Annotated in this window: 14 protein-coding genes; 9 read left to right on the top strand and 5 right to left on the bottom strand. The window is 51.6% G+C overall.

Annotation, left to right across the window (positions count from 1 at the left end):
• The first annotated feature begins 22 nt into the window (after positions 1-22).
• Positions 23-1,198 (top strand): MFS transporter, encoded by a 1,176-nt coding sequence (locus tag ACKU4E_RS16945; RefSeq protein ID WP_320172256.1) that lies wholly within the window; start codon positions 23-25, stop codon positions 1,196-1,198.
• Between the two features lie 271 nt (positions 1,199-1,469).
• On the opposite strand, the gene ACKU4E_RS16940 is transcribed toward ACKU4E_RS16945, so the two are convergent.
• Positions 1,470-1,826 carry a PilZ domain-containing protein gene (locus ACKU4E_RS16940; RefSeq protein ID WP_320172255.1) on the bottom strand — a complete coding sequence of 119 codons (357 nt, stop codon included), beginning with the start codon at positions 1,824-1,826 and terminating at the stop codon, positions 1,470-1,472.
• Positions 1,827-3,002: 1,176 nt separating this feature from the next.
• On the opposite strand from ACKU4E_RS16940, the gene argB reads away from it, so the two are divergent.
• The 5 genes from argB (at position 3,003) to ACKU4E_RS16915 (ending at position 8,338) form a co-directional block, all read left to right on the top strand.
• Entirely contained in the window at positions 3,003-3,881 is an 879-nt protein-coding gene (gene argB, locus ACKU4E_RS16935; RefSeq protein ID WP_320172654.1) for an acetylglutamate kinase, read from the top strand.
• Positions 3,882-3,976: 95 nt separating this feature from the next.
• On the top strand, positions 3,977-4,687 hold the full coding sequence (locus ACKU4E_RS16930; protein WP_320172254.1) for a molybdopterin-guanine dinucleotide biosynthesis protein MobB: 711 nt from the start codon (positions 3,977-3,979) through the stop codon (positions 4,685-4,687).
• A 4-nt stretch (positions 4,688-4,691) separates the two neighbouring features.
• The gene (gene glp / locus ACKU4E_RS16925; RefSeq protein WP_320172253.1) at positions 4,692-5,933 is read left to right on the top strand and encodes a gephyrin-like molybdotransferase Glp; all 1,242 of its coding nucleotides are present in this window, start codon (positions 4,692-4,694) and stop codon (positions 5,931-5,933) included.
• Positions 5,934-5,999: 66 nt separating this feature from the next.
• Entirely contained in the window at positions 6,000-7,931 is a 1,932-nt protein-coding gene (locus ACKU4E_RS16920) for a molybdopterin biosynthesis protein (protein ID WP_320172252.1), read from the top strand.
• A 29-nt stretch (positions 7,932-7,960) separates the two neighbouring features.
• Positions 7,961-8,338, top strand: coding sequence for a hypothetical protein (locus ACKU4E_RS16915; protein WP_320172251.1), 378 nt, complete (start codon positions 7,961-7,963; stop codon positions 8,336-8,338).
• A gap of 326 nt (positions 8,339-8,664) precedes the next feature.
• On the opposite strand, the gene glpK is transcribed toward ACKU4E_RS16915, so the two are convergent.
• From glpK to ACKU4E_RS16900, 3 genes are all read right to left on the bottom strand, one after another.
• Positions 8,665-10,152 (bottom strand): glycerol kinase GlpK, encoded by a 1,488-nt coding sequence (glpK, locus tag ACKU4E_RS16910; protein WP_320172250.1) that lies wholly within the window; start codon positions 10,150-10,152, stop codon positions 8,665-8,667.
• Positions 10,153-10,248: 96 nt separating this feature from the next.
• Positions 10,249-10,956, bottom strand: coding sequence for an MIP/aquaporin family protein (locus tag ACKU4E_RS16905; RefSeq protein WP_320172249.1), 708 nt, complete (start codon positions 10,954-10,956; stop codon positions 10,249-10,251).
• A 761-nt stretch (positions 10,957-11,717) separates the two neighbouring features.
• The gene (locus ACKU4E_RS16900; protein WP_320172248.1) at positions 11,718-13,280 is read right to left on the bottom strand and encodes a glycerol-3-phosphate dehydrogenase/oxidase; all 1,563 of its coding nucleotides are present in this window, start codon (positions 13,278-13,280) and stop codon (positions 11,718-11,720) included.
• Positions 13,281-13,936: 656 nt separating this feature from the next.
• On the opposite strand from ACKU4E_RS16900, the gene ACKU4E_RS16895 reads away from it, so the two are divergent.
• Positions 13,937-14,704, top strand: coding sequence for a DeoR/GlpR family DNA-binding transcription regulator (locus ACKU4E_RS16895; protein ID WP_407944134.1), 768 nt, complete (start codon positions 13,937-13,939; stop codon positions 14,702-14,704).
• A 129-nt stretch (positions 14,705-14,833) separates the two neighbouring features.
• On the opposite strand, the gene ACKU4E_RS16890 is transcribed toward ACKU4E_RS16895, so the two are convergent.
• Positions 14,834-16,168 (bottom strand): radical SAM/SPASM family putative metalloenzyme maturase, encoded by a 1,335-nt coding sequence (locus tag ACKU4E_RS16890; RefSeq protein WP_320172246.1) that lies wholly within the window; start codon positions 16,166-16,168, stop codon positions 14,834-14,836.
• Between the two features lie 249 nt (positions 16,169-16,417).
• Here ACKU4E_RS16890 and ACKU4E_RS16885 point away from each other — a divergent pair, with 249 nt between their 5' ends.
• On the top strand, positions 16,418-16,729 hold the full coding sequence (locus tag ACKU4E_RS16885) for a TIGR03905 family TSCPD domain-containing protein (RefSeq protein ID WP_320172245.1): 312 nt from the start codon (positions 16,418-16,420) through the stop codon (positions 16,727-16,729).
• An 87-nt stretch (positions 16,730-16,816) separates the two neighbouring features.
• Positions 16,817-17,971, top strand: coding sequence for an iron-containing alcohol dehydrogenase (locus ACKU4E_RS16880; RefSeq protein WP_320172244.1), 1,155 nt, complete (start codon positions 16,817-16,819; stop codon positions 17,969-17,971).
• Positions 17,972-18,076: the final 105 nt, after the last annotated feature.

Raw genomic sequence — 18,076 nt, 5'->3', positions numbered from 1 at the left:
GCTACAAAAGGACCTGCCACTGATGACTGCTTTGCATAAAAATAAAAATCTACAGATTGTATTCACCGTTACGCTGATGGCCATCATGGGCGTATCGAGCATAATTCCGGCCCTGCCGCTGCTGATAAAAAGATTCGATATCTCAGCCTCAAATGTAGGACTCATTTTCACGGTTTTCACACTTCCGGGAATCATCTTCTCCCCGCTGGCAGGAATCTTTGCGGACAGGCTGGGCCGGAAGAAAATCCTGGTTCCAGCTCTTGTACTTTTCGGTATCTCCGGGACCGCCTGCTTCTTTGCTTCCGACTACAACACGCTTCTTCTGCTCCGGCTGATTCAGGGGGTAGGAGCGTCGGCGATAGGGGTCATCAACCTGACCATTATCGGTGATCTCTTCAACGGGAGAGACCGGATCAAGGCAATGGGGCTCAACGCCGGGGTTCTGAGCATGGGAACTGCTATTTTCCCGGCCATAGGCGGAATACTGGCCCAGATAAGCTGGCGGGCGCCCTTTCTGCTTGCGCTTTCGGCCCTGCCGCTTGCCTGGATTGTGGCCTTCAGGCTCAATAATCCGGAACCGAAATCGGAAGGAAACATGCGCAAATACCTCAGTTCCGCCATTGAGGGCATGAAAAGGCAGGAGGTTCTCTCACTTTTCATCATAACGCTCCTGACCTTCATCATCCTTTACGGACCGATAATCACCTACCTCCCGATCCTTCTGCATTCGAAATTCGCATCATCACCTGTGGTCATCGGGGCGGTTATTTCCAGCGCATCCTTCATAACCGCCATCGCGGCCTCCCAGATGGGCAGACTGGCGCGCATAATGTCCCAGCCTACCATGATCGCCATTTCGGCGCTGGCCTACGGAACCGCCATGATCATGCTCCCTACCGGCCATTCCGCCCTCTGGTGCATTATCCCGGTATGTTTCTTCGGCCTCGGCCAGGGCCTTAACCTGCCGAACTCAATGTCCATGCTGACCGCAATAGCCCCCATGGAGCAAAGGGCCGTATTCATGTCCGTAAACGGCATGCTGCTCAGAGTCGGACAGACCATAGCCCCGCTGATGATGGGACTTGTCTATGCCGGTATGGGCCTCAATGCGGTCTACTATGCCGGAGCCGCGGTAGCAGTGGTAATATTTGCGGTAACTTTGAAATTTCTGAGAGGATTCGAAGCTGAACCGGCATGATAAACGTATTGTACCCCCAATAATTGACGGTACGCCCGATCCGTGATCATTTGGCGCAGCCACGAGCATACGGCCGATGCCTGCTCAGCATAAAAATATTTTGGAAAGATAATGAAAGTCGGTTTTAAAGCATTCATGGAGCACATTTTCAATCCGCTCCACATCTACTGCAGACTAATGGACTGCGGCATTCCCTCACCAAAAGCCCGCAAAATAGCCAGGGCCTACGAATGTTGCCTTTTCAGACCCGCAACCCTGTGCATTCCGACCATCAGGAATCAAAAGCGGGAGAAGTAAGCTCGCTGTCTATAGCGTCCGCATCGGGAGCGTTGAACTGAATCAGCCTGCGCAGGTGCGTAAAACTGTTCTCGTCCATGGAATTGAAGTTCACAGCCAGTCCGGATTCATCCGCCCGGACAATCCTGGCACTGACCTTGATAAAAACTTCTTCGGACAGGGTAATGGACACTTCGCAGGCATCATCCACCTCAAAACCTTCCACAGGTTCACACAGCAGGCCGGTAAGACTCAGGTTGCGGGTTTCAGCGTCAGAATCAACCCCGTCCTTGTGCAGCATCACGGTAAATCCGGCAGTGACTCTTGTCCTGCGTCTCTTATTCTGGACCATCAGCAAGCTCCGTAAATTCATTGGGGAACACTCATCCCCATCTTCTTTTTTCTATTAATCAATATTCTTCCTCCATACAAGAGTATTAGATAAAACAGTCTCGCCGCCGGTATGGTTTGATCATGGCCAACCATAAGCCTCCACCGGTTTAAAAGCCTTTCTACAATTTTTTACCCAGCAATTATAACTATATGACCGTTCAATCAATTTTACCGAACACCTGAACAAACATATAGCTATATCAAAAACGAAGACCTGTTTTGCTCCGCCAGCAATTACGTTTTCAGATTCTACATCAAGACTGCCAACCTCAGACCTCATCATGACGACACGCAACTTAACACATCAAAATAACACATAAAAACATCAAAACCAAGAAAAATAAAAAACATCAATACAAACAAAAATTTGATTTAATATAACTTTCCTCTTGCCAAACGATCTCTTTGGTTATATTTGTATGAGCAATCACTAACCACAAAAAACAACAACCGCTTTTAACTATACATGCACCCAAACCACTCCCTTCCCCTGCCTGCCCCACACAGGCAGGGGAACCCCTTGGGGCAAATGACGAAAACACTCTGACCGATAAACTGCTTGATCATGCAGGACCCACCACATCCCCTGCCTACTCAAGCGGAAAAAGGACTAAGAAACAGATAGAACCGAGAACAGTTTATGCACCACGACCAGACACGGTCCTGGCTCCCACTTCGGAAAAGCAGACACGGCACCACCGCCACCATTTCCTATCGCCTGCCACCGAAAAGGCCCCGGAGCTATGCATAAACAACACATGTTGAGAGAAAACAGAGAGCATACACGCCCCCCTGCTTATTTTTTTTGCAGTAACTTTGCAGGGTCTATTACAAGTGCATGCGTTAATTCATACCACAAGAGACACTGGTTAATCTGTTATCTCAGCAGCTTGGTTTCATACTGCAAAATCCTGAGGACAAAGGCTTCGGTGCCTGCTCTCCACAGGTTAACATATATTCACTTTCCATTCCTCATTAAAGCAGGGGCCGTGCAGACTTGAAAGTCTGCACGGCCCTCTTTTTGTTCCTGAGCGGCCCGTGACCATGGGGTTTCCCTTCGGCCTGTTTTAAATTATAGCTAAAGACCGGCCGGTACTCCGGCACAACAAACTCCAGGAGATCAAAATAAATGGACATGGAAAGAGATATAACAAAGGCCAAGCTTCTGATTGAGGCACTGCCCTATATCAAGGAATTCTACGGCGAAACCATTGTCATAAAATACGGCGGGAACGCCATGATCGATGAGACGCTGAAGCGAGCCTTTGCTCTGAACATAATCCTCCTTAAATATATCGGAATCAACCCGGTTGTAGTCCACGGCGGCGGTCCGCAGATCCAGAAAATGCTCAGTGCGCTGAACATCGACAGCCAGTTCAAAAGCGGATACCGGGTTACCGATGCCGCGACCATGGACGTTGTGGAAATGGTGCTGGTAGGACAGGTGAACAAACAGATCGTAAACCTGATCAACCTGAACGGCGGCAAGGCAGTGGGACTTTCCGGAAAGGACGGCATGCTCCTCAAGGCCGAACAGAAAGAACTGGTGGTGGAGTCGGAAGCACGGGTCCCGGAAATAATTGACCTGGGCAAGGTCGGCGAGGTTACAGAGGTAAATACGACACTGATCAAGTCCCTGCTGGCCGAAGGATTCATCCCGGTTATTGCTCCGGTAGGAGTGGATGAGGAAGGCGCTACATATAATATAAATGCCGACTCGGTCGCCGGATCGGTTGCTGCGGCAATGAATGCCAAAAGACTGCACCTGCTGACCGATGTGCAGGGATTGCTGGACGCCGATAAGAATCTCATTTCATCCATGACCTGCCGCGAGGCCGCTGAGGCTATAGACAACGGTGTTGCAACAGGTGGCATGATCCCGAAACTCAGCTGCTGTCTTGAGGCTGTCCACAGCGGAGTGGAAAAAGCGCACATCATAGACGGAAGGGTGGAAAACTGTGTTCTGCTGGAACTTTTCACCAAAAGCGGGATCGGAACGGAAGTGACCGCGTAACAAGGTTCGGTCCGGGCATGTCCGCGATAAGCAGCCCCCGTACCGACCCAACCTTTGTAATATTTAAATTTCCAGAACAGGCAGCAGGAAAAAATATGAAAGCTATCTCCATTGTCGGAAAAAAGAAAACCGGAAAAACAACTGTCGGACTGGCGTTGGTCAAATGCCTTACCGACCGGGGACTGAAGGTCGGCGTGGTCAAACATTCACACCACGGATTCGACGGAATCGAAGGAGCCGACACGGAAGAGTACAAAGCGATTGCCTCCGCAGTAGCAGCATACTCCCCTTCCCAGTCTTTTGTCTCATGGGCTGCGGAGCGTACTGTGCAGGACATGATTCCGCTGATGGATGTGGACGTGATAGTCATGGAAGGCGGCAACAAAGTAGGCTGGCTTCCCAGGATAATTATGGTCCGCGAGGACAACGATGACAAGGAGTTCTACCCGGAACTTGCCTTGAAACAAATGCCTGCCTGCACCCGCGAGACACCCCCGTCCCCGGCGGAGATAGAAAAACTTGCCGACCTTGTACTGGAAAAAGGCTTTATTCTGCCGGGACTCAACTGCGGAGCCTGCGGAAGGGAATTCTGCATGGATTTCGTGGCCGACATCATTGCCGGAAAGGCCCGTGTTTCCGGCTGTCAGGCCAAGGCCGGAAGCATGAGCGTAACCTGCAACGGCAGTGAACTGGGATTCAACCCATTCGTATCCGATATCCTTTCAGCAGGAATCACCGCAATGCTCCGCCAGCTCAAGGGGTTTGTTCCAGGTGATATTGAAATCAAAATAAAAAGCGGCAGCTAGATTGATGAATCACGAATTTTTCAAGATTATCAGCAGGGATGAATTCCAGACCCTGTTAATGAATTTCAGATCTACCGGAACAAAAGCTTCAACCATCTCGGATGCTTTCGGGATGGTTCTGGGGGAAGACATCGTTTCCCCGGAAGACCTGCCCCCGGTCAGCAGGTCCTGCATGGACGGCTATGCGGTAAATGCCCGTGACGCTTTCGGGGCAGGAGAATCAAACCCGGCCTATCTTGAATGCCGTGCGGAACTCAGGGTCAACGAGAAGCCGGATTTCACCCTGAACCCCGGAGAGTGCGCAGCTATTCCAACCGGAGGGTCCCTCCCGGACGGTGCCGATGCCGTAGTGATGGTGGAACACACGCAGGATCTGGGGGCCGGTACGATTGAAATACGCAAATCTTCAGCACCGGGAGATCACACTATGCTCCGGGGCGAAGATGCTGCCAAAGATGAATTGATTTTCAAGGCAGGCCACCGGATTCGCTTTCAGGACGTGGGGCTCCTTGCGGCACTGGGAATCGGATCAATACCTGTGCACAAAAGGCCGAAAGTCGGAATCATTTCCACCGGCGATGAACTGATGGAAATCACCGCACCGCCAAAACCCGGCACCATCAGGGATGTGAACTCGCATACCCTGCGCTGTCTTGTTTCACAGGCCGGCGGAATACCGGTGAATTACGGTATTGTGCGCGATGAACTGGACAAGCTGGAAAGCACGCTGGCCCGGGCTGTTGCCGAAAACGATCTGGTGCTCCTTTCCGGCGGAAGCTCCGTCGGCATGCGCGACCTGACCGTCCGGGCCATCGAATCAATGCCCGAGTCGGAAATTCTGGCTCACGGTGTTGCCATAAGCCCGGGCAAACCGACCATACTCGGAAGATCCGGCGAAAAACCTATCATGGGACTGCCGGGGCAGGTCACATCGGTACAGGTTGTCATGCTCGCGCTGGTTGCCCCCTTCATACGCCATCTGATGGGCCAGACTGACGCGTTTTCCACATCAGGACGCCCGGTGGTCATGGCCGAACTCGCCAGAAACACCGTCTCCAAACCCGGTAGGGAAGATTACATACGGGTAAGGCTTACGGAAAGAAGCAATGAACTGCCCCTGGCCCAACCTATCTACGGTAAATCAGGACTGCTTAAAACCATGATTCAGGCCGATGGGCTGATGATCATTCCGGCAGACACCGAGGGCTACTATTCCGGCAGGAGTGTCCAGATCTGGATGATATGACCCGGAAGAACCGAGCCACAGCCGGAACCAAGGACAGCAAAGTATAATCCATAAAAGGATAGACTAATGACTGATCGTAATATCTACCTGAAGACTATACCGGCCGGCGAGGCGGTTGCTACAGCCATCTCCGCCCTGGACCGTGATGAACTGGTCAAGACTGAAACCATCCCCGTCCACGAAGCACTGAACAGGGTCACTGCCGAGGCCATAACAGCCCGCTGCTCATCTCCGACATACCATTCCGCGGCCATGGACGGATTCGCGGTTAAAAGTGAAAACACTTTTTCGGCGCGTGAAGGAAATCCGGTCAGCCTGACGAAAGGCTCCGACTGCGTTGCCGTCAACACCGGCAATCCCCTGCCGGACGGCATGGATGCAGTCATAATGATCGAAAATGTGGTCGATGCCGGAGATTTCATTACCATCGAAAGCCCATCTTTTCCATGGCAGCACGTCAGGCGCATCGGCGAAGACATCGTGGCCACGGAAATGCTCCTGCCGCGCAACCACACCATTTCGCCATTCGATATCGGCGCCCTTCTGTCCGCAGGCATTTACGACATACTGGTCTACGAAAAAATACGGATGACCTTCATTCCTACCGGGGACGAAGTTCTTCCTTTTGCCGACCGCCCCACTCCGAAGGCCGGCGAAGTAATCGAATCCAATTCACAGGTGTTCAAAGGGCTTGCGGCAGGTCTGGATATAGAATTCAAGGCAGTTGCCCCTGTCCGCGACAGGGAGGACAAGCTCCTGAAAGCTGTTTCCGCCGCCCTCAAAGATTCGCACGTAGTTGTTGTGGGGGCAGGATCATCCGCCGGGAGCAAGGACTTTACCCGTAAGGTCTTTCAGGAACTGGGTCAGGTACTGGTTCACGGAATAGCCGTAATGCCCGGCAAGCCGACTGTGGTAGGCACGGCACAAGGCCGCCTGCTGGTAGGTGCACCGGGATACCCGGTAAGCGCTGTCGTCTGCTTTGAGGATATTCTTACCCCAGTAATTTCATGGCTTTCCGGCAAATACAGACCGGAACGGAACAGGGTGTCGGTCCGCATGGCCAGACGCACCCCCTCAAAACCGGGACAGGAAGAAATAGTCCGTCTGGCGGTCGGTAGGGTAGGCAGCGAATACATCGGCGTACCTCTTTCACGCGGAGCAGGGATGATCACAACCCTGACCAAGGCTCAGGGATTCACCCGCATACCGGCTGAAAGTGAAGGTGTGGAAATGGGCGATTCCATCCCGGTGGAACTGTTTTCCAAACGGTCCGGTCTGGACAAAGTGCTCATGCACGTAGGCAGCCACGATAACACACTGGACCTGCTAGGCGACCTGCTCATGGGCTCAGACACACCCCTGCGCCTTGTTTCCACCCATGCAGGCTCAATGGGCGGCCTTACTGCGCTGAAAAACGAAATGGCCCTGTTTGCCGGAGCCCATCTTTTCGACCCGGAATCCGGAGACTTCAACTTTCCATTTCTTGAAAAGTACCTGCCCGGAATAAAGGTGACTGTCATCAACCTTGCCATACGCCATCAGGGCTTCATTGTCCCTAAGGGCAATCCGAAAGGTATAACCGGCATCGAATCTCTGGGCGGCACCGGGGTCAACTTCATCAATAGACAGCGCGGAGCAGGCACCAGAATCCTTTTTGACTATCACATGAACAAATCCGGTCTCAAACCGCAGGACATATCAGGATATGACCGCGAAGAATTCACTCACATGAGTGTTGCCGCAAACGTTCTTACCGGGGCGGCAGACTGCGGGCTCGGTATCTACGCTGCTGCAAAGGCGCTGGATCTTGATTTCGTTCCCCTGGCCCATGAGCGGTACGATCTGGTCATACCGGAAAGATTCATCGATGATTACAGGATAAAAGCCCTGATAGACCTGATCAGAACAGATGAAGTAAAAAAAGCCATCAGTGAACTCGGGGGTTACGAAACACCGCTGACAGGTAAGCAGATGACTCCCGGCATAGGTCTGGGCTGATATAAAGGGCTCTGCTCTGCGAAAAACAAATGCTCACTTTCGAAAAACGAACTCCGCGCTTCATCATCAGGATGAATATCGAGGCCATGGGCAGGGACCTGTGCGTCTCGTTTAGCGGAGGCGATACTCCGCATATCGGAGCCGTTGCCCTGGCTGTGCCGTACACGGAGAAGCATCGAACCGATAAAACGTATGCATCGGTGTCTACGCTGACCGTTACAGGACACAGGGATGATGGGCTGGCTCGTGAGGCAGCACATGCTCTGGCAGTAAAATCAGGATCAACAGTCACTGTTTCATGCGGGATACATCTTGATGATGCCACTGCCGATGAAATTGAAGCAGTGCTTGAAGCTGCGCGCTCACTTATAGCTGATGCGGTCAAAAAAATAGATACAGCACAATAAGAACGCGGAGAAAACTCCGGCGAACAACCCAAAAAAATATCTTTTTGCGGAATCCGAAGAGCCCAATAATATTTCATAAACAGACGGGTTACGTACGACCACAGAATCAGGCACAACAGAGTTACTGCCATGATCCTTCAAATCCGCAATGAATCAAGACAACTCGGGATTCCAAAGGGCCGCGGGCCTTTTGGCCGCCGGAGGCTAAATCAAATCACAAAAAGCGCGAAGCGCATCATATTACTTCTTATAAGATTCAACACAAAAAGGGCGCCGTGGGCGCCCTTTTCGTTTACAGTGAGATACAGCAGCTGTGCTGCATTGTCTTATTTGAAAGCCATGGTTGCTTCAACAGCCTTCTGCCATCCTTCGTACAGTTTGGCGGAATCTTCAGCAGCCATTTTGGGATCGAATTCGCGGTCGATACCGAAGTTCTTTTTGATGTCGCTCTTATCAGACCAGAAACCTACAGCCAGACCTGCGAGGTATGCTGCACCGAGTGCTGTGGTTTCAATGCACAGGGGACGTTCAACAGGTACGCCGAGGACGTCGGACTGAATCTGAAGCATCAGGTCGTTGGCAACTGCGCCGCCGTCAACGCGGAGTTTTGCCAGAGAGATACCGGAGTCAGCTTCCATTGCGGAAAGAACGTCCTTGGTCTGGTAGCAGAGGGATTCAAGGGTGGCACGTACGAAGTGTTCCTTGGTGGTTCCGCGGGTAAGGCCGAATACGGCACCGCGAACTTCGGAGTTCCAGTAAGGAGCACCGAGACCTACGAATGCGGGAACCATGTAAACTCCGTCAGTACCCTGTACGCGGGTTGCGTAAAGTTCGGAATCCTTTGCTTCACGGAACATTCTCATTCCGTCACGCAGCCACTGGATAGCGGAACCGGCAACAAAGATGGAACCTTCAAGAGCGTATTCAACTTTGCCGTCAACGCCCCATGCGATGGTTGTGAGCAGACCGTTTTTGGAAGGAACAGCCTTTTCGCCGGTGTTCATGAGCATGAAGCAACCGGTTCCGTAGGTGTTCTTGGCCATACCTTCTTCAAAGCATGCCTGTCCGAACAGAGCGGCCTGCTGGTCACCGGCCATACCGGAGATGGGGATTTCCAGACCCTGGAAAGCATCCTTGTGGGTGTTGCCGTATACTTCGGAAGAAGGTTTGACTTCGGGAAGCATGGAAGCAGGGACAGTCAGGTGTCCGAGAATTTCTTCATCCCACTTGAGGTCGTGGATGTTGTACATCAGGGTACGGGAAGCGTTGGTGTAATCGGTTACATGAACTTCGCCGCCGGTAAGCTTCCATACCAGCCAGGTGTCGATGGTACCGAAAAGAAGATCGCCCTTTTCGGCTTTTTCGCGGGCGCCTTCAACGTTATCGAGAATCCATTTTACCTTGGTACCGGAGAAGTATGCATCAATGAGCAGACCGGTCTTTTCACGAACCATGGGATCAAGGCCTTTGCCTTTCAGATCGTTGCATATATCCATGGTCTGGCGGGACTGCCATACGATTGCGTTGTATACGGGTTTGCCGGTGTTCTTATCCCACACAACGGTGGTTTCACGCTGGTTGGTGATACCGATGGCGGCGATTTCTTCGGCAGGAACGTCAGACAGGGCTTCTGCAACTACGGACTGGACGGAAGACCAGATTTCCATTGCATCGTGTTCAACCCAGCCCGGATTGGGAAAAATCTGGGTAAATTCTTTCTGGGTTACTTTAACAATCTCGCCGCCTTTGTTGAAGATGATTGCGCGAGAGCTGGTAGTACCCTGATCGATAGAAAGAACGTATTTCTTTTCCATTTTTAAATTTCCCCTAAATCTTTGTTAGTGAGGGCAAAGCAGAGCTTCACCCTCCGTATTGTAAGCTTGTTTACTCTATTAAACCTGTCGCTTCGCTTAGCCGACGATAGCCTTGTAAACCAGAGCGCCTGCAACACCGCCGCAGATGGGTGCTACAACCGGAATCCAGGCATATCCCCAGTCGCTGCCGCCTTTGCCGGGAATGGGCAGAAGAGCATGAGCGATACGGGGAGCAAGGTCACGGGCAGGGTTGATAGCGTATCCGGTGGGGCCACCGAGAGAGAGGCCGATGGATACGATGAAGAAACCGACAATAAGGGGGTTAAGACCTTTGGAGAATTCGTTGGCACCGATACCCAGAAGGATGAAGACCAGAAAGAAGGTGCCTATAAATTCGCAGAGAAAGTTTTCTGCAGTGCAGGGGATGGCAGGTCCGGTGGAGAAAACAGCCAGTTTTGCACCTGCATCTTCAGTGGGTTCCCAGTGGCATTTGTAGGTGAAGTAGCAGAGTACAGCACCGATGAAGCCGCCGATCATCTGTCCGGCAAGATAAACGGGAACACTTGCCCAGGGGAAATATCCGCCTGCGGCCAGTCCGAGGGTTACTGCGGGGTTGATGTGTGCACCAGAGTATTTACCTGCAACATAAACCGCAAATGCTACAGCAAATCCCCACCCCATGGTGATAACAATCCAGCCGCCGTTCTGACCCTTGGATTTTTCAAGAACAACGTTGGCAACAACGCCGCAACCGAAAAGAGTAAGAATCATCGTACCAATCAGTTCGCCTAAAAAAGGACTCATAATCAATCACTCCCACATCTCTTAAAGCAGTTAACAACAAATCCGTTTCTTTTCGGAAACGAATACCACCTCGCGCCGGAGACACCCGACACTTTTCCATTTCCTATGAGGTGACACTATTTTGTAAAAGCCAAAAAATCAACCCCTAATGTTCGAATTTGAAAATAAACTTCAAAAGGAGTGTTTCGCTTTAGTAAATAAATCCTGATTTTAACCGGTTGCGTGCAATTCAGCAGGAATCTCAGAGTTGAACGGCATGCAGGGACTTTCTTCTCTCGAATGAGCATATACCAAACAAATCAGAACTTACGAACATACGGTGCAGAAACATATCCGCGTAAAAAAGATAAAAAACTGCTAAGTATTATTTTTCACAAACGAAAAAAAATTTAGAGATGATGCATTGTCAACCTGAGTTGACGCGGAAGGGTGAAATCTGTGCGAATCCGCACACAGTATAAAGACAAAAAGAAAAGCCGCCGGCCCAGGTAACCGACGGCAAAGGGAAGGGGTTGACGGAAGAGGGAAGCTTCCGTCGCTCTTTGGAGAAATTCATTTTCGGGAGTAAAGCATACAGCGGCAGCAGCCACTGTGCAGGGAATTAGCCCGGTCCAGCTTATACACCCATAATATTTTCAGCGTCCGCCTTGTGGCAAAAGGGCAGTCTTTTGCCACAAGGGGGCTGAGGAGACTGGCGCGATACGGCAAAAGGAGGCAGCAGAATGCTTATCCGCTACCCAGCCGTAACGAAAGCCTGATTATTACCGTACAATATAGTTTTCGGCCAAAGCGGCGAATTTTTCGCTCTGCTCCTTGACCCACTCTGCGTCCTTGCCGAGCTCGGCAGCCATTATTTCAGCGCATTTAGGAGCGACTTCAGCCGCAGCCTTGGCATTGATGATCAGAGCTCTGGTTCTCCGGGCAAGGGCATCGGAGACATTGTACGCCCATTCATTGCGGGCAGACCACACAACTTCCAGCCAGGAGTAGGGAAGGTCCGGGTGCATGCGCTGGTCGAGTTCGGGATACTCTTCAGCGAGGGCCATTATTTCCGAGGCCTCGCTTCCGTAAACATGCATATGGTCGTTGTGGTCGAAATCTTCGGTGTACCCGTGCAGCTTAACATTCTGAGTAGGAGAGGGACGGAAAGGCAGCCCGCCCATCTGGATGGCGTTGTCTATGCAGTCTTCAGCCATATGTCTGTAGGTGGTCCACTTTCCGCCTGCTATGGTCAGCAGCTTGTTGGGAGAAACAGTGAGGTAATGGTCTCTGGAAAGCGCGGAGGTGGATTCCCCGTCACCGGCAGCGATAAGCGGCCTGATACCGGTGAAAACACTGTGGACATCGGCACGGGTCGGCGCCTTGGAAAGGAAACGGGCCGAGTGCTCGACGAGAAAATCTATTTCCTCATCCAGAGGCTTGGGCTCCATGCATACGGAATCAAGAGCAGTGTCTGTGGTTCCGACTACAACCTTTCCATGCCAGGGAACAAAGAAAATTACGCGACCGTCATCGGTCTTGGGGATCATGATCCCGGTGTCGCCGCCGAGGAATTCGCGGTCGATGACGATATGAATCCCCTGACTGGGGGCGATGAGCTTCTTGTGCGCGGGGTTGTCCATGTTCATGATGTCATCGGTAAAGATACCGGTGGCATTGATCACGGCCTTGGCCTTGAGTTCATAGGACTTGCCGGAAAGAGTGTCTTCGGCCTCAACGCCGCAGACATATCCGGTGGAGGTTTTGATCAGGCCGTTCACGCGGGCATAGTTGAGAGGACAGCCTCCGAAATCGCTCATTGTGCGGGCAATAGTAAGCGCCAGACGGGCATCGTCGAACTGACCGTCGTGGTAGGTTACCCCGCCCTTGAGTTTCTTGGTCAGGACGCCGGGAACCTCTTTGACTACGGAACCCTTGGAGTAGATCTGAGAAGGACCGAAGCTGTATTTACGGGCAAGCATGTCGTAACATTTGAGACCGATGCCGTAGTAAGGCAGCCCCCACCACTTATAGTCGGGGACAATGAACTTCTGGTTGTAGCACATGTGCGGGGCGTTCTGCTTGAGAATGCCGCGTTCGTGCAGTGCTTCCATGACCAGGGAAATGTTGCCCTGTGCAAGATACCTTACACCGCCGTGAACCATCTTGGTACTGCGGCTGGAAGTAGCTTCGGCAAAGTCGCCCTGTTCGAGCAGCAGCACGGAATATCCGCGGGCGGCAGCATCAAGTCCGGAGCCGAGACCAGTCGCACCGCCGCCGATGATAATGAAATCCCAAACTTTCGAACTGTCTTCCACCTGCTGGATAATATCTGAACGCTTCATAACAACACCCACCCTCTCTCCGGCCGCTTCCGCCGGACAAAATTATTATACAAACAGGAATCGGCCTCTTTAAACTGCAATCCCGTGCAGTTACGACTCCCACCCCAATTAATGCTTACAGGCAAATCGCAGAGAGCCCACATCCTTGCCCTGCTACGTTTCGCTTTTGATCAAAATGTGACATACTGAAAACAAAATGACAAGAAAATATTTTCGCATTTGAATATTTTTTATAAAACCAAACAAAAACGAACCTTTATGATTTTAAATAGAAAACACTTTCCGCTGTCAGCGCAGAAAAATCACTATTTTACAGGCAATTAACTTAAAAAACAGGTGCTGAATACATAAGATTCGGTTACAACTGAACGCTGATTATAGCCGAAAAAAAGGACTGATGCACCCCGGATTTTTGATCCATTGCAGAGTTTGCCTTGCCTGACAGGAGTTGACCTGCTAGATAATAAAAATTGCATGGGTAGTTTTTTTTCGCCTTCATACTTAAATGAAGCATTTTGGTCGATTTGAAAACATTATGTCGAAAACAAAGTCCGTATGATTCATGCGGACTTGTTCATATTAGAAAGGAGACGGTCATTTTGGCTGATCAGATAAAACCCAAAAAGACGAAGGGTACAAAATTCAACCTCGACGCCTTGTCCAGAAGACAGCGCGAAATTTTTGATATCGTCAATGAGCGCGGATTCGCCCCCATCGAAACTCTGGCCCAGCACTTTGAAGTGACGCCCCAGACGATTCGGCGAGACATCAACAAGCTGTGCAAATACAAGCTGCTGCAGCGTTTTCATGGCGGAGCAGGAAGGGCCTCCAGTGTTGAAAACGTGGACTACAGCGCCAGACGGAATATCCTGCATCAGGAAAAAAGGCTTATCGCTGAAATGGTGGCCAAGCTTATTCCGGACCGGGCATCACTGTTCATAAACCTGGGAACTACCACCGAAGAGGTGGCCAAAGCACTTTCCGGGCACAAGTCCCTGCGCGTGATAACCAACAATCTCAATGTAGCTCTGACCATGAGCGAAAACGACTGTGAAGTGATCGTTGCAGGCGGCATGGTCCGCCAGCGGGACAAGGGTGTAACCGGTGAAGCCACCGTGGAATTCATCAAACAGTTCAAGGTGGATTACGGAATTATAGGCGTATCCGGTATTGACGAGGACGGAACCCTGCTGGACTACGATTACCACGAAGTCCGTGTAGCCCGCGAAATCATCAACAATGCCCGGAACATATTTCTGGTTACCGACCACACCAAGTTCAACAGGAACGCCATGGTCCGCATCGCCGACCTTTCCGAGATAGATGCAATATTCACCGACCGCAAGCCTCCTCAGGTGTTCCAGGACCTTATGAAATCCAAGGAAGTTGAACTCTACGTAACAGATATGGCTTCCAGAGAATAACAGCCGGCCCCGGACTTGCGGACAAAAGACAGTTGATCATAAAAAATCGGGAGCGGAAAAGCACAAAGCTTCTCCGCTCCCGGTTTTAAGCAGCATTCCTATCCCGATCAGATCAGAACAGGCCGGTCATCAGAGCAGACATTTCAGCCCGCCCATGGACCACGGGCAGTGCCCGCAAGGAACTCTGACCCCGAAACAATCGCATTCAAATTCAAAATCCCTGCCGACAATATCATCGCAAGGCACCATCGGGCAGTTCGAACAGTACGGATATTCATAGGCCAGAACATCATTGCGGAACTCTGAATATTCCGCGGAACGCCAGATATCCAGCAGTTCCCGGTCCGCAAGATTTCCGAAAACCCGAGGCCTGATAACTTTTTCGTTTCCGTCCAGATAACAGGTATATCCGTGCCATAAAAACTGGCATGGGCTAACATCGCCTTCGGAAGTGACGAAAACCGCTCCATCTTCCACAAAAGCACACCTAAGTTCATCAGTCGCCATCAGCGGGGGGAGGTGCAGTTCCAGTCCCAGCTTCCCGGCTATACGGGCAGACTCCTCATAGACTTGCCGGACATCAGCGTATTCATCGGAGCGGATTTTCCTGTCCCACTCCAGCAGACTTGCCAGATGCAGCCAGATTCCGTCTCCGGTTGCCTCCGCACGCATCATATTTCCCAAAGCGAGATAGTCTTTGCGCTGTTCGGGCTTTCTTCTTTTCCAGAGGACATCGAAATACTCGTGAAGGTCCATCCCTATTTCCCGCGCCTTGGCCTGCCACCTATCGAAAACCGCAGTCGCAGCGGCGGTATTTGGATTGAAAAGAGACTGATCCTGCAAGCCGGCGGCATAAGCAAGCATGTGCGAACAGATAACGAACTCGGCCCCCTGCTCCGCAGCCCACTCGATTACGGACGGGAGTTGTCTGTAAGTATCTTTCATAAGAACGAATTCGACCCCGGTATGAATTCGTTTCCCCTTCTTGTCCGCAGCTGAACGCAGCAGTCCGAAACTGCGTGCCAGCCTGTCCACGCTGCACTGGCCGTGCAGTTCCGTGCAGACACTGCTTTCAGAATCAAGAGAATCCACGGAAACGCAGAATGTGTCCACCCCGGCTTCCACCAGATCATCTGCCGACCTTTCGGTCAAAAGCAGCGCATTGGTCTGAAAGCCTATCCGGCCCTTTTCCGGCATATGAGACCGGGCAAAAGCGGCCATGTCCGTAAGTTGCGGATGCAGCAGCGGTTCACCTATGCCGTTGAGGACCAGCATCTCACAATGCTTCAGGCCCGGACCTAGTTTTTTGAACAACTCGAATTCAAGGTCAGCCTCCCTGATAAGGCTGTCCGGGGCATACTTCACGCACATAGAACAATTCATATTGCACCGTGTAGTCACTTCCACCTGCATCCTTGCCGGGAAATTACCGGCATCAGACAGGCCGGGATCTGCTTCCACCACTTGACTTGCTCCCTTTTTCAATGTCTATACGATTCCACTCACTGGCTTCCCCCATATCATTTCCTGTGCACTATTAAAATTTCTTTTTTTGCCAACTAGCAAATTATGCCGTATCAGACTTAATTATGAATGTCCGCAATCTTGACCGCAGGTTGATTTCATGATCAAAAAAGAAGCCGACTCACTCACGGCAAAACTCCCGCCAAAGAATTCACGGGCCGTTTCGAATCAATAACCAAAGGACCTAAAATGGAAAATATCACTCTTGAGCCCACCATGATGTCATCCCTGGGCAGAACAGATCTGCAGAACGGAACCGAAACTTTCACCCCCAAGGGCGTATGCTCCAAACTGATCCGTTTCACTGTTACGGACGGGAAATTGTCCTATGTGCACTTCACCGGAGGCTGCGACGGTAACCTCAAGGGCATTTCCGCCCTCGTCACCGGCATGGAACTGGAAAAGATAATCGAGACTCTCTCCGGTATAACCTGTGGCAGAAAGACCACATCCTGCCCGGACCAGTTGAGCCGTGCTCTGCGTGAGTATATGGAAAAATAATTTCCATCCCTGAAAGGACCTGCCGGATAAAACCGATGCCGGTATCCACAACCCTGCCGCACAGGCAGACCGGAGTTTCATTATCCCATGCAATTCCAATTTTCCACAGCTCAGAAAATCATATTCGGGCCGGGATCGGCCAAAGCCATCCCCGACCATGTTTCGGAAATGGGCAAAAAAGTATGCCTGGTAACCGGCCACAACCCGGACAGGTTGCAGTGGCTGCAGGACAGCCTTTCCGCCAGGGGAGTTTACCGGACGGTGATTCCCGTATCCGGAGAACCTGAAACGGGGTTCATATCCGAATGTGCGACAAAAGCACGCGCAGAAGGTTGTGACATGGTTGTGGCTGTCGGCGGCGGAAGCGTTCTTGACGCAGGCAAGGCAATTGCCGCGCTGCTGCCGAACAAGAGGGATGTGCTTGATTATCTGGAAGTGGTCGGCAAGGGGCTTCCGCTGGAAAACAGACCGGCTCCGCTCATAGCAGCCCCGACAACCGCCGGAACCGGATCGGAGGTAACGGCCAACGCAGTGCTGCTGAGTCCCGAACACGGGGTAAAAATAAGCATGCGCTCCATGTACATGATCCCCGACCTCGCAATCGTGGACCCGGAACTCACCCTGAGCATGCCGCCGGAAGTGACCGCGGCAACGGGGCTGGACGCCCTCACCCAGTTGATGGAATCATTTGTCTCCAGATTCGCATCGCCCATGACCTCTCCCCTGTGCAGGGAAGGGATGTACCATGCCGCCGATGCCCTGGGTACAGCCTATAAGCATGGGAACAATATCGAGGCCCGCAGCAGCATGTCTCTGGCCGGGCTCTTATCCGGTGCAGCCCTGGCCAACGCCGGCCTTGGAGCAGTACACGGATTTGCCGCACCTCTCGGTGGACAGCTTCGTGCAGCGCACGGGGCCATATGCGCCGCACTCCTGCCGCAGGTCATGGAAATAAATATCCGAGCACTCAGGGAACGGGACAAAAACAATCCGGCAATCAATGCCTATACGGAAACAGCCCGCATTCTCACCTGTATAAAATCCGCTGCCCCGGAAGACGGTGTCGAATGGGTTCGGAACCTTTGTTCCAACCTGAAAATTCCGGGACTGGCTGCAATTGGATTGAAAGAAAACGATTTCCCGGATCTCGCGGCAAAAGCTTCCAGAGCCAGCAGCATGAAGGGCAACCCCATTACACTGACTGAAACCGAGCTGATTGAGATACTGCAAAAATCTCTTTAAATTCAAAAGGCTTATCCTCAACTACGGATAAGCCTTTTACACTTCCCTGTTCACGACATATTTCCTTTGCTTGAAAAATTCATACGCCGGGCCGTGAATCCTTTC

This window comes from Maridesulfovibrio sp. (assembly GCF_963677005.1).
Taxonomy (GTDB): Bacteria; Desulfobacterota; Desulfovibrionia; order Desulfovibrionales; family Desulfovibrionaceae; genus Maridesulfovibrio.
Note: the sequence above shows the minus strand (reverse complement) of the source record. Positions and strands in the feature narration are given on the sequence as shown.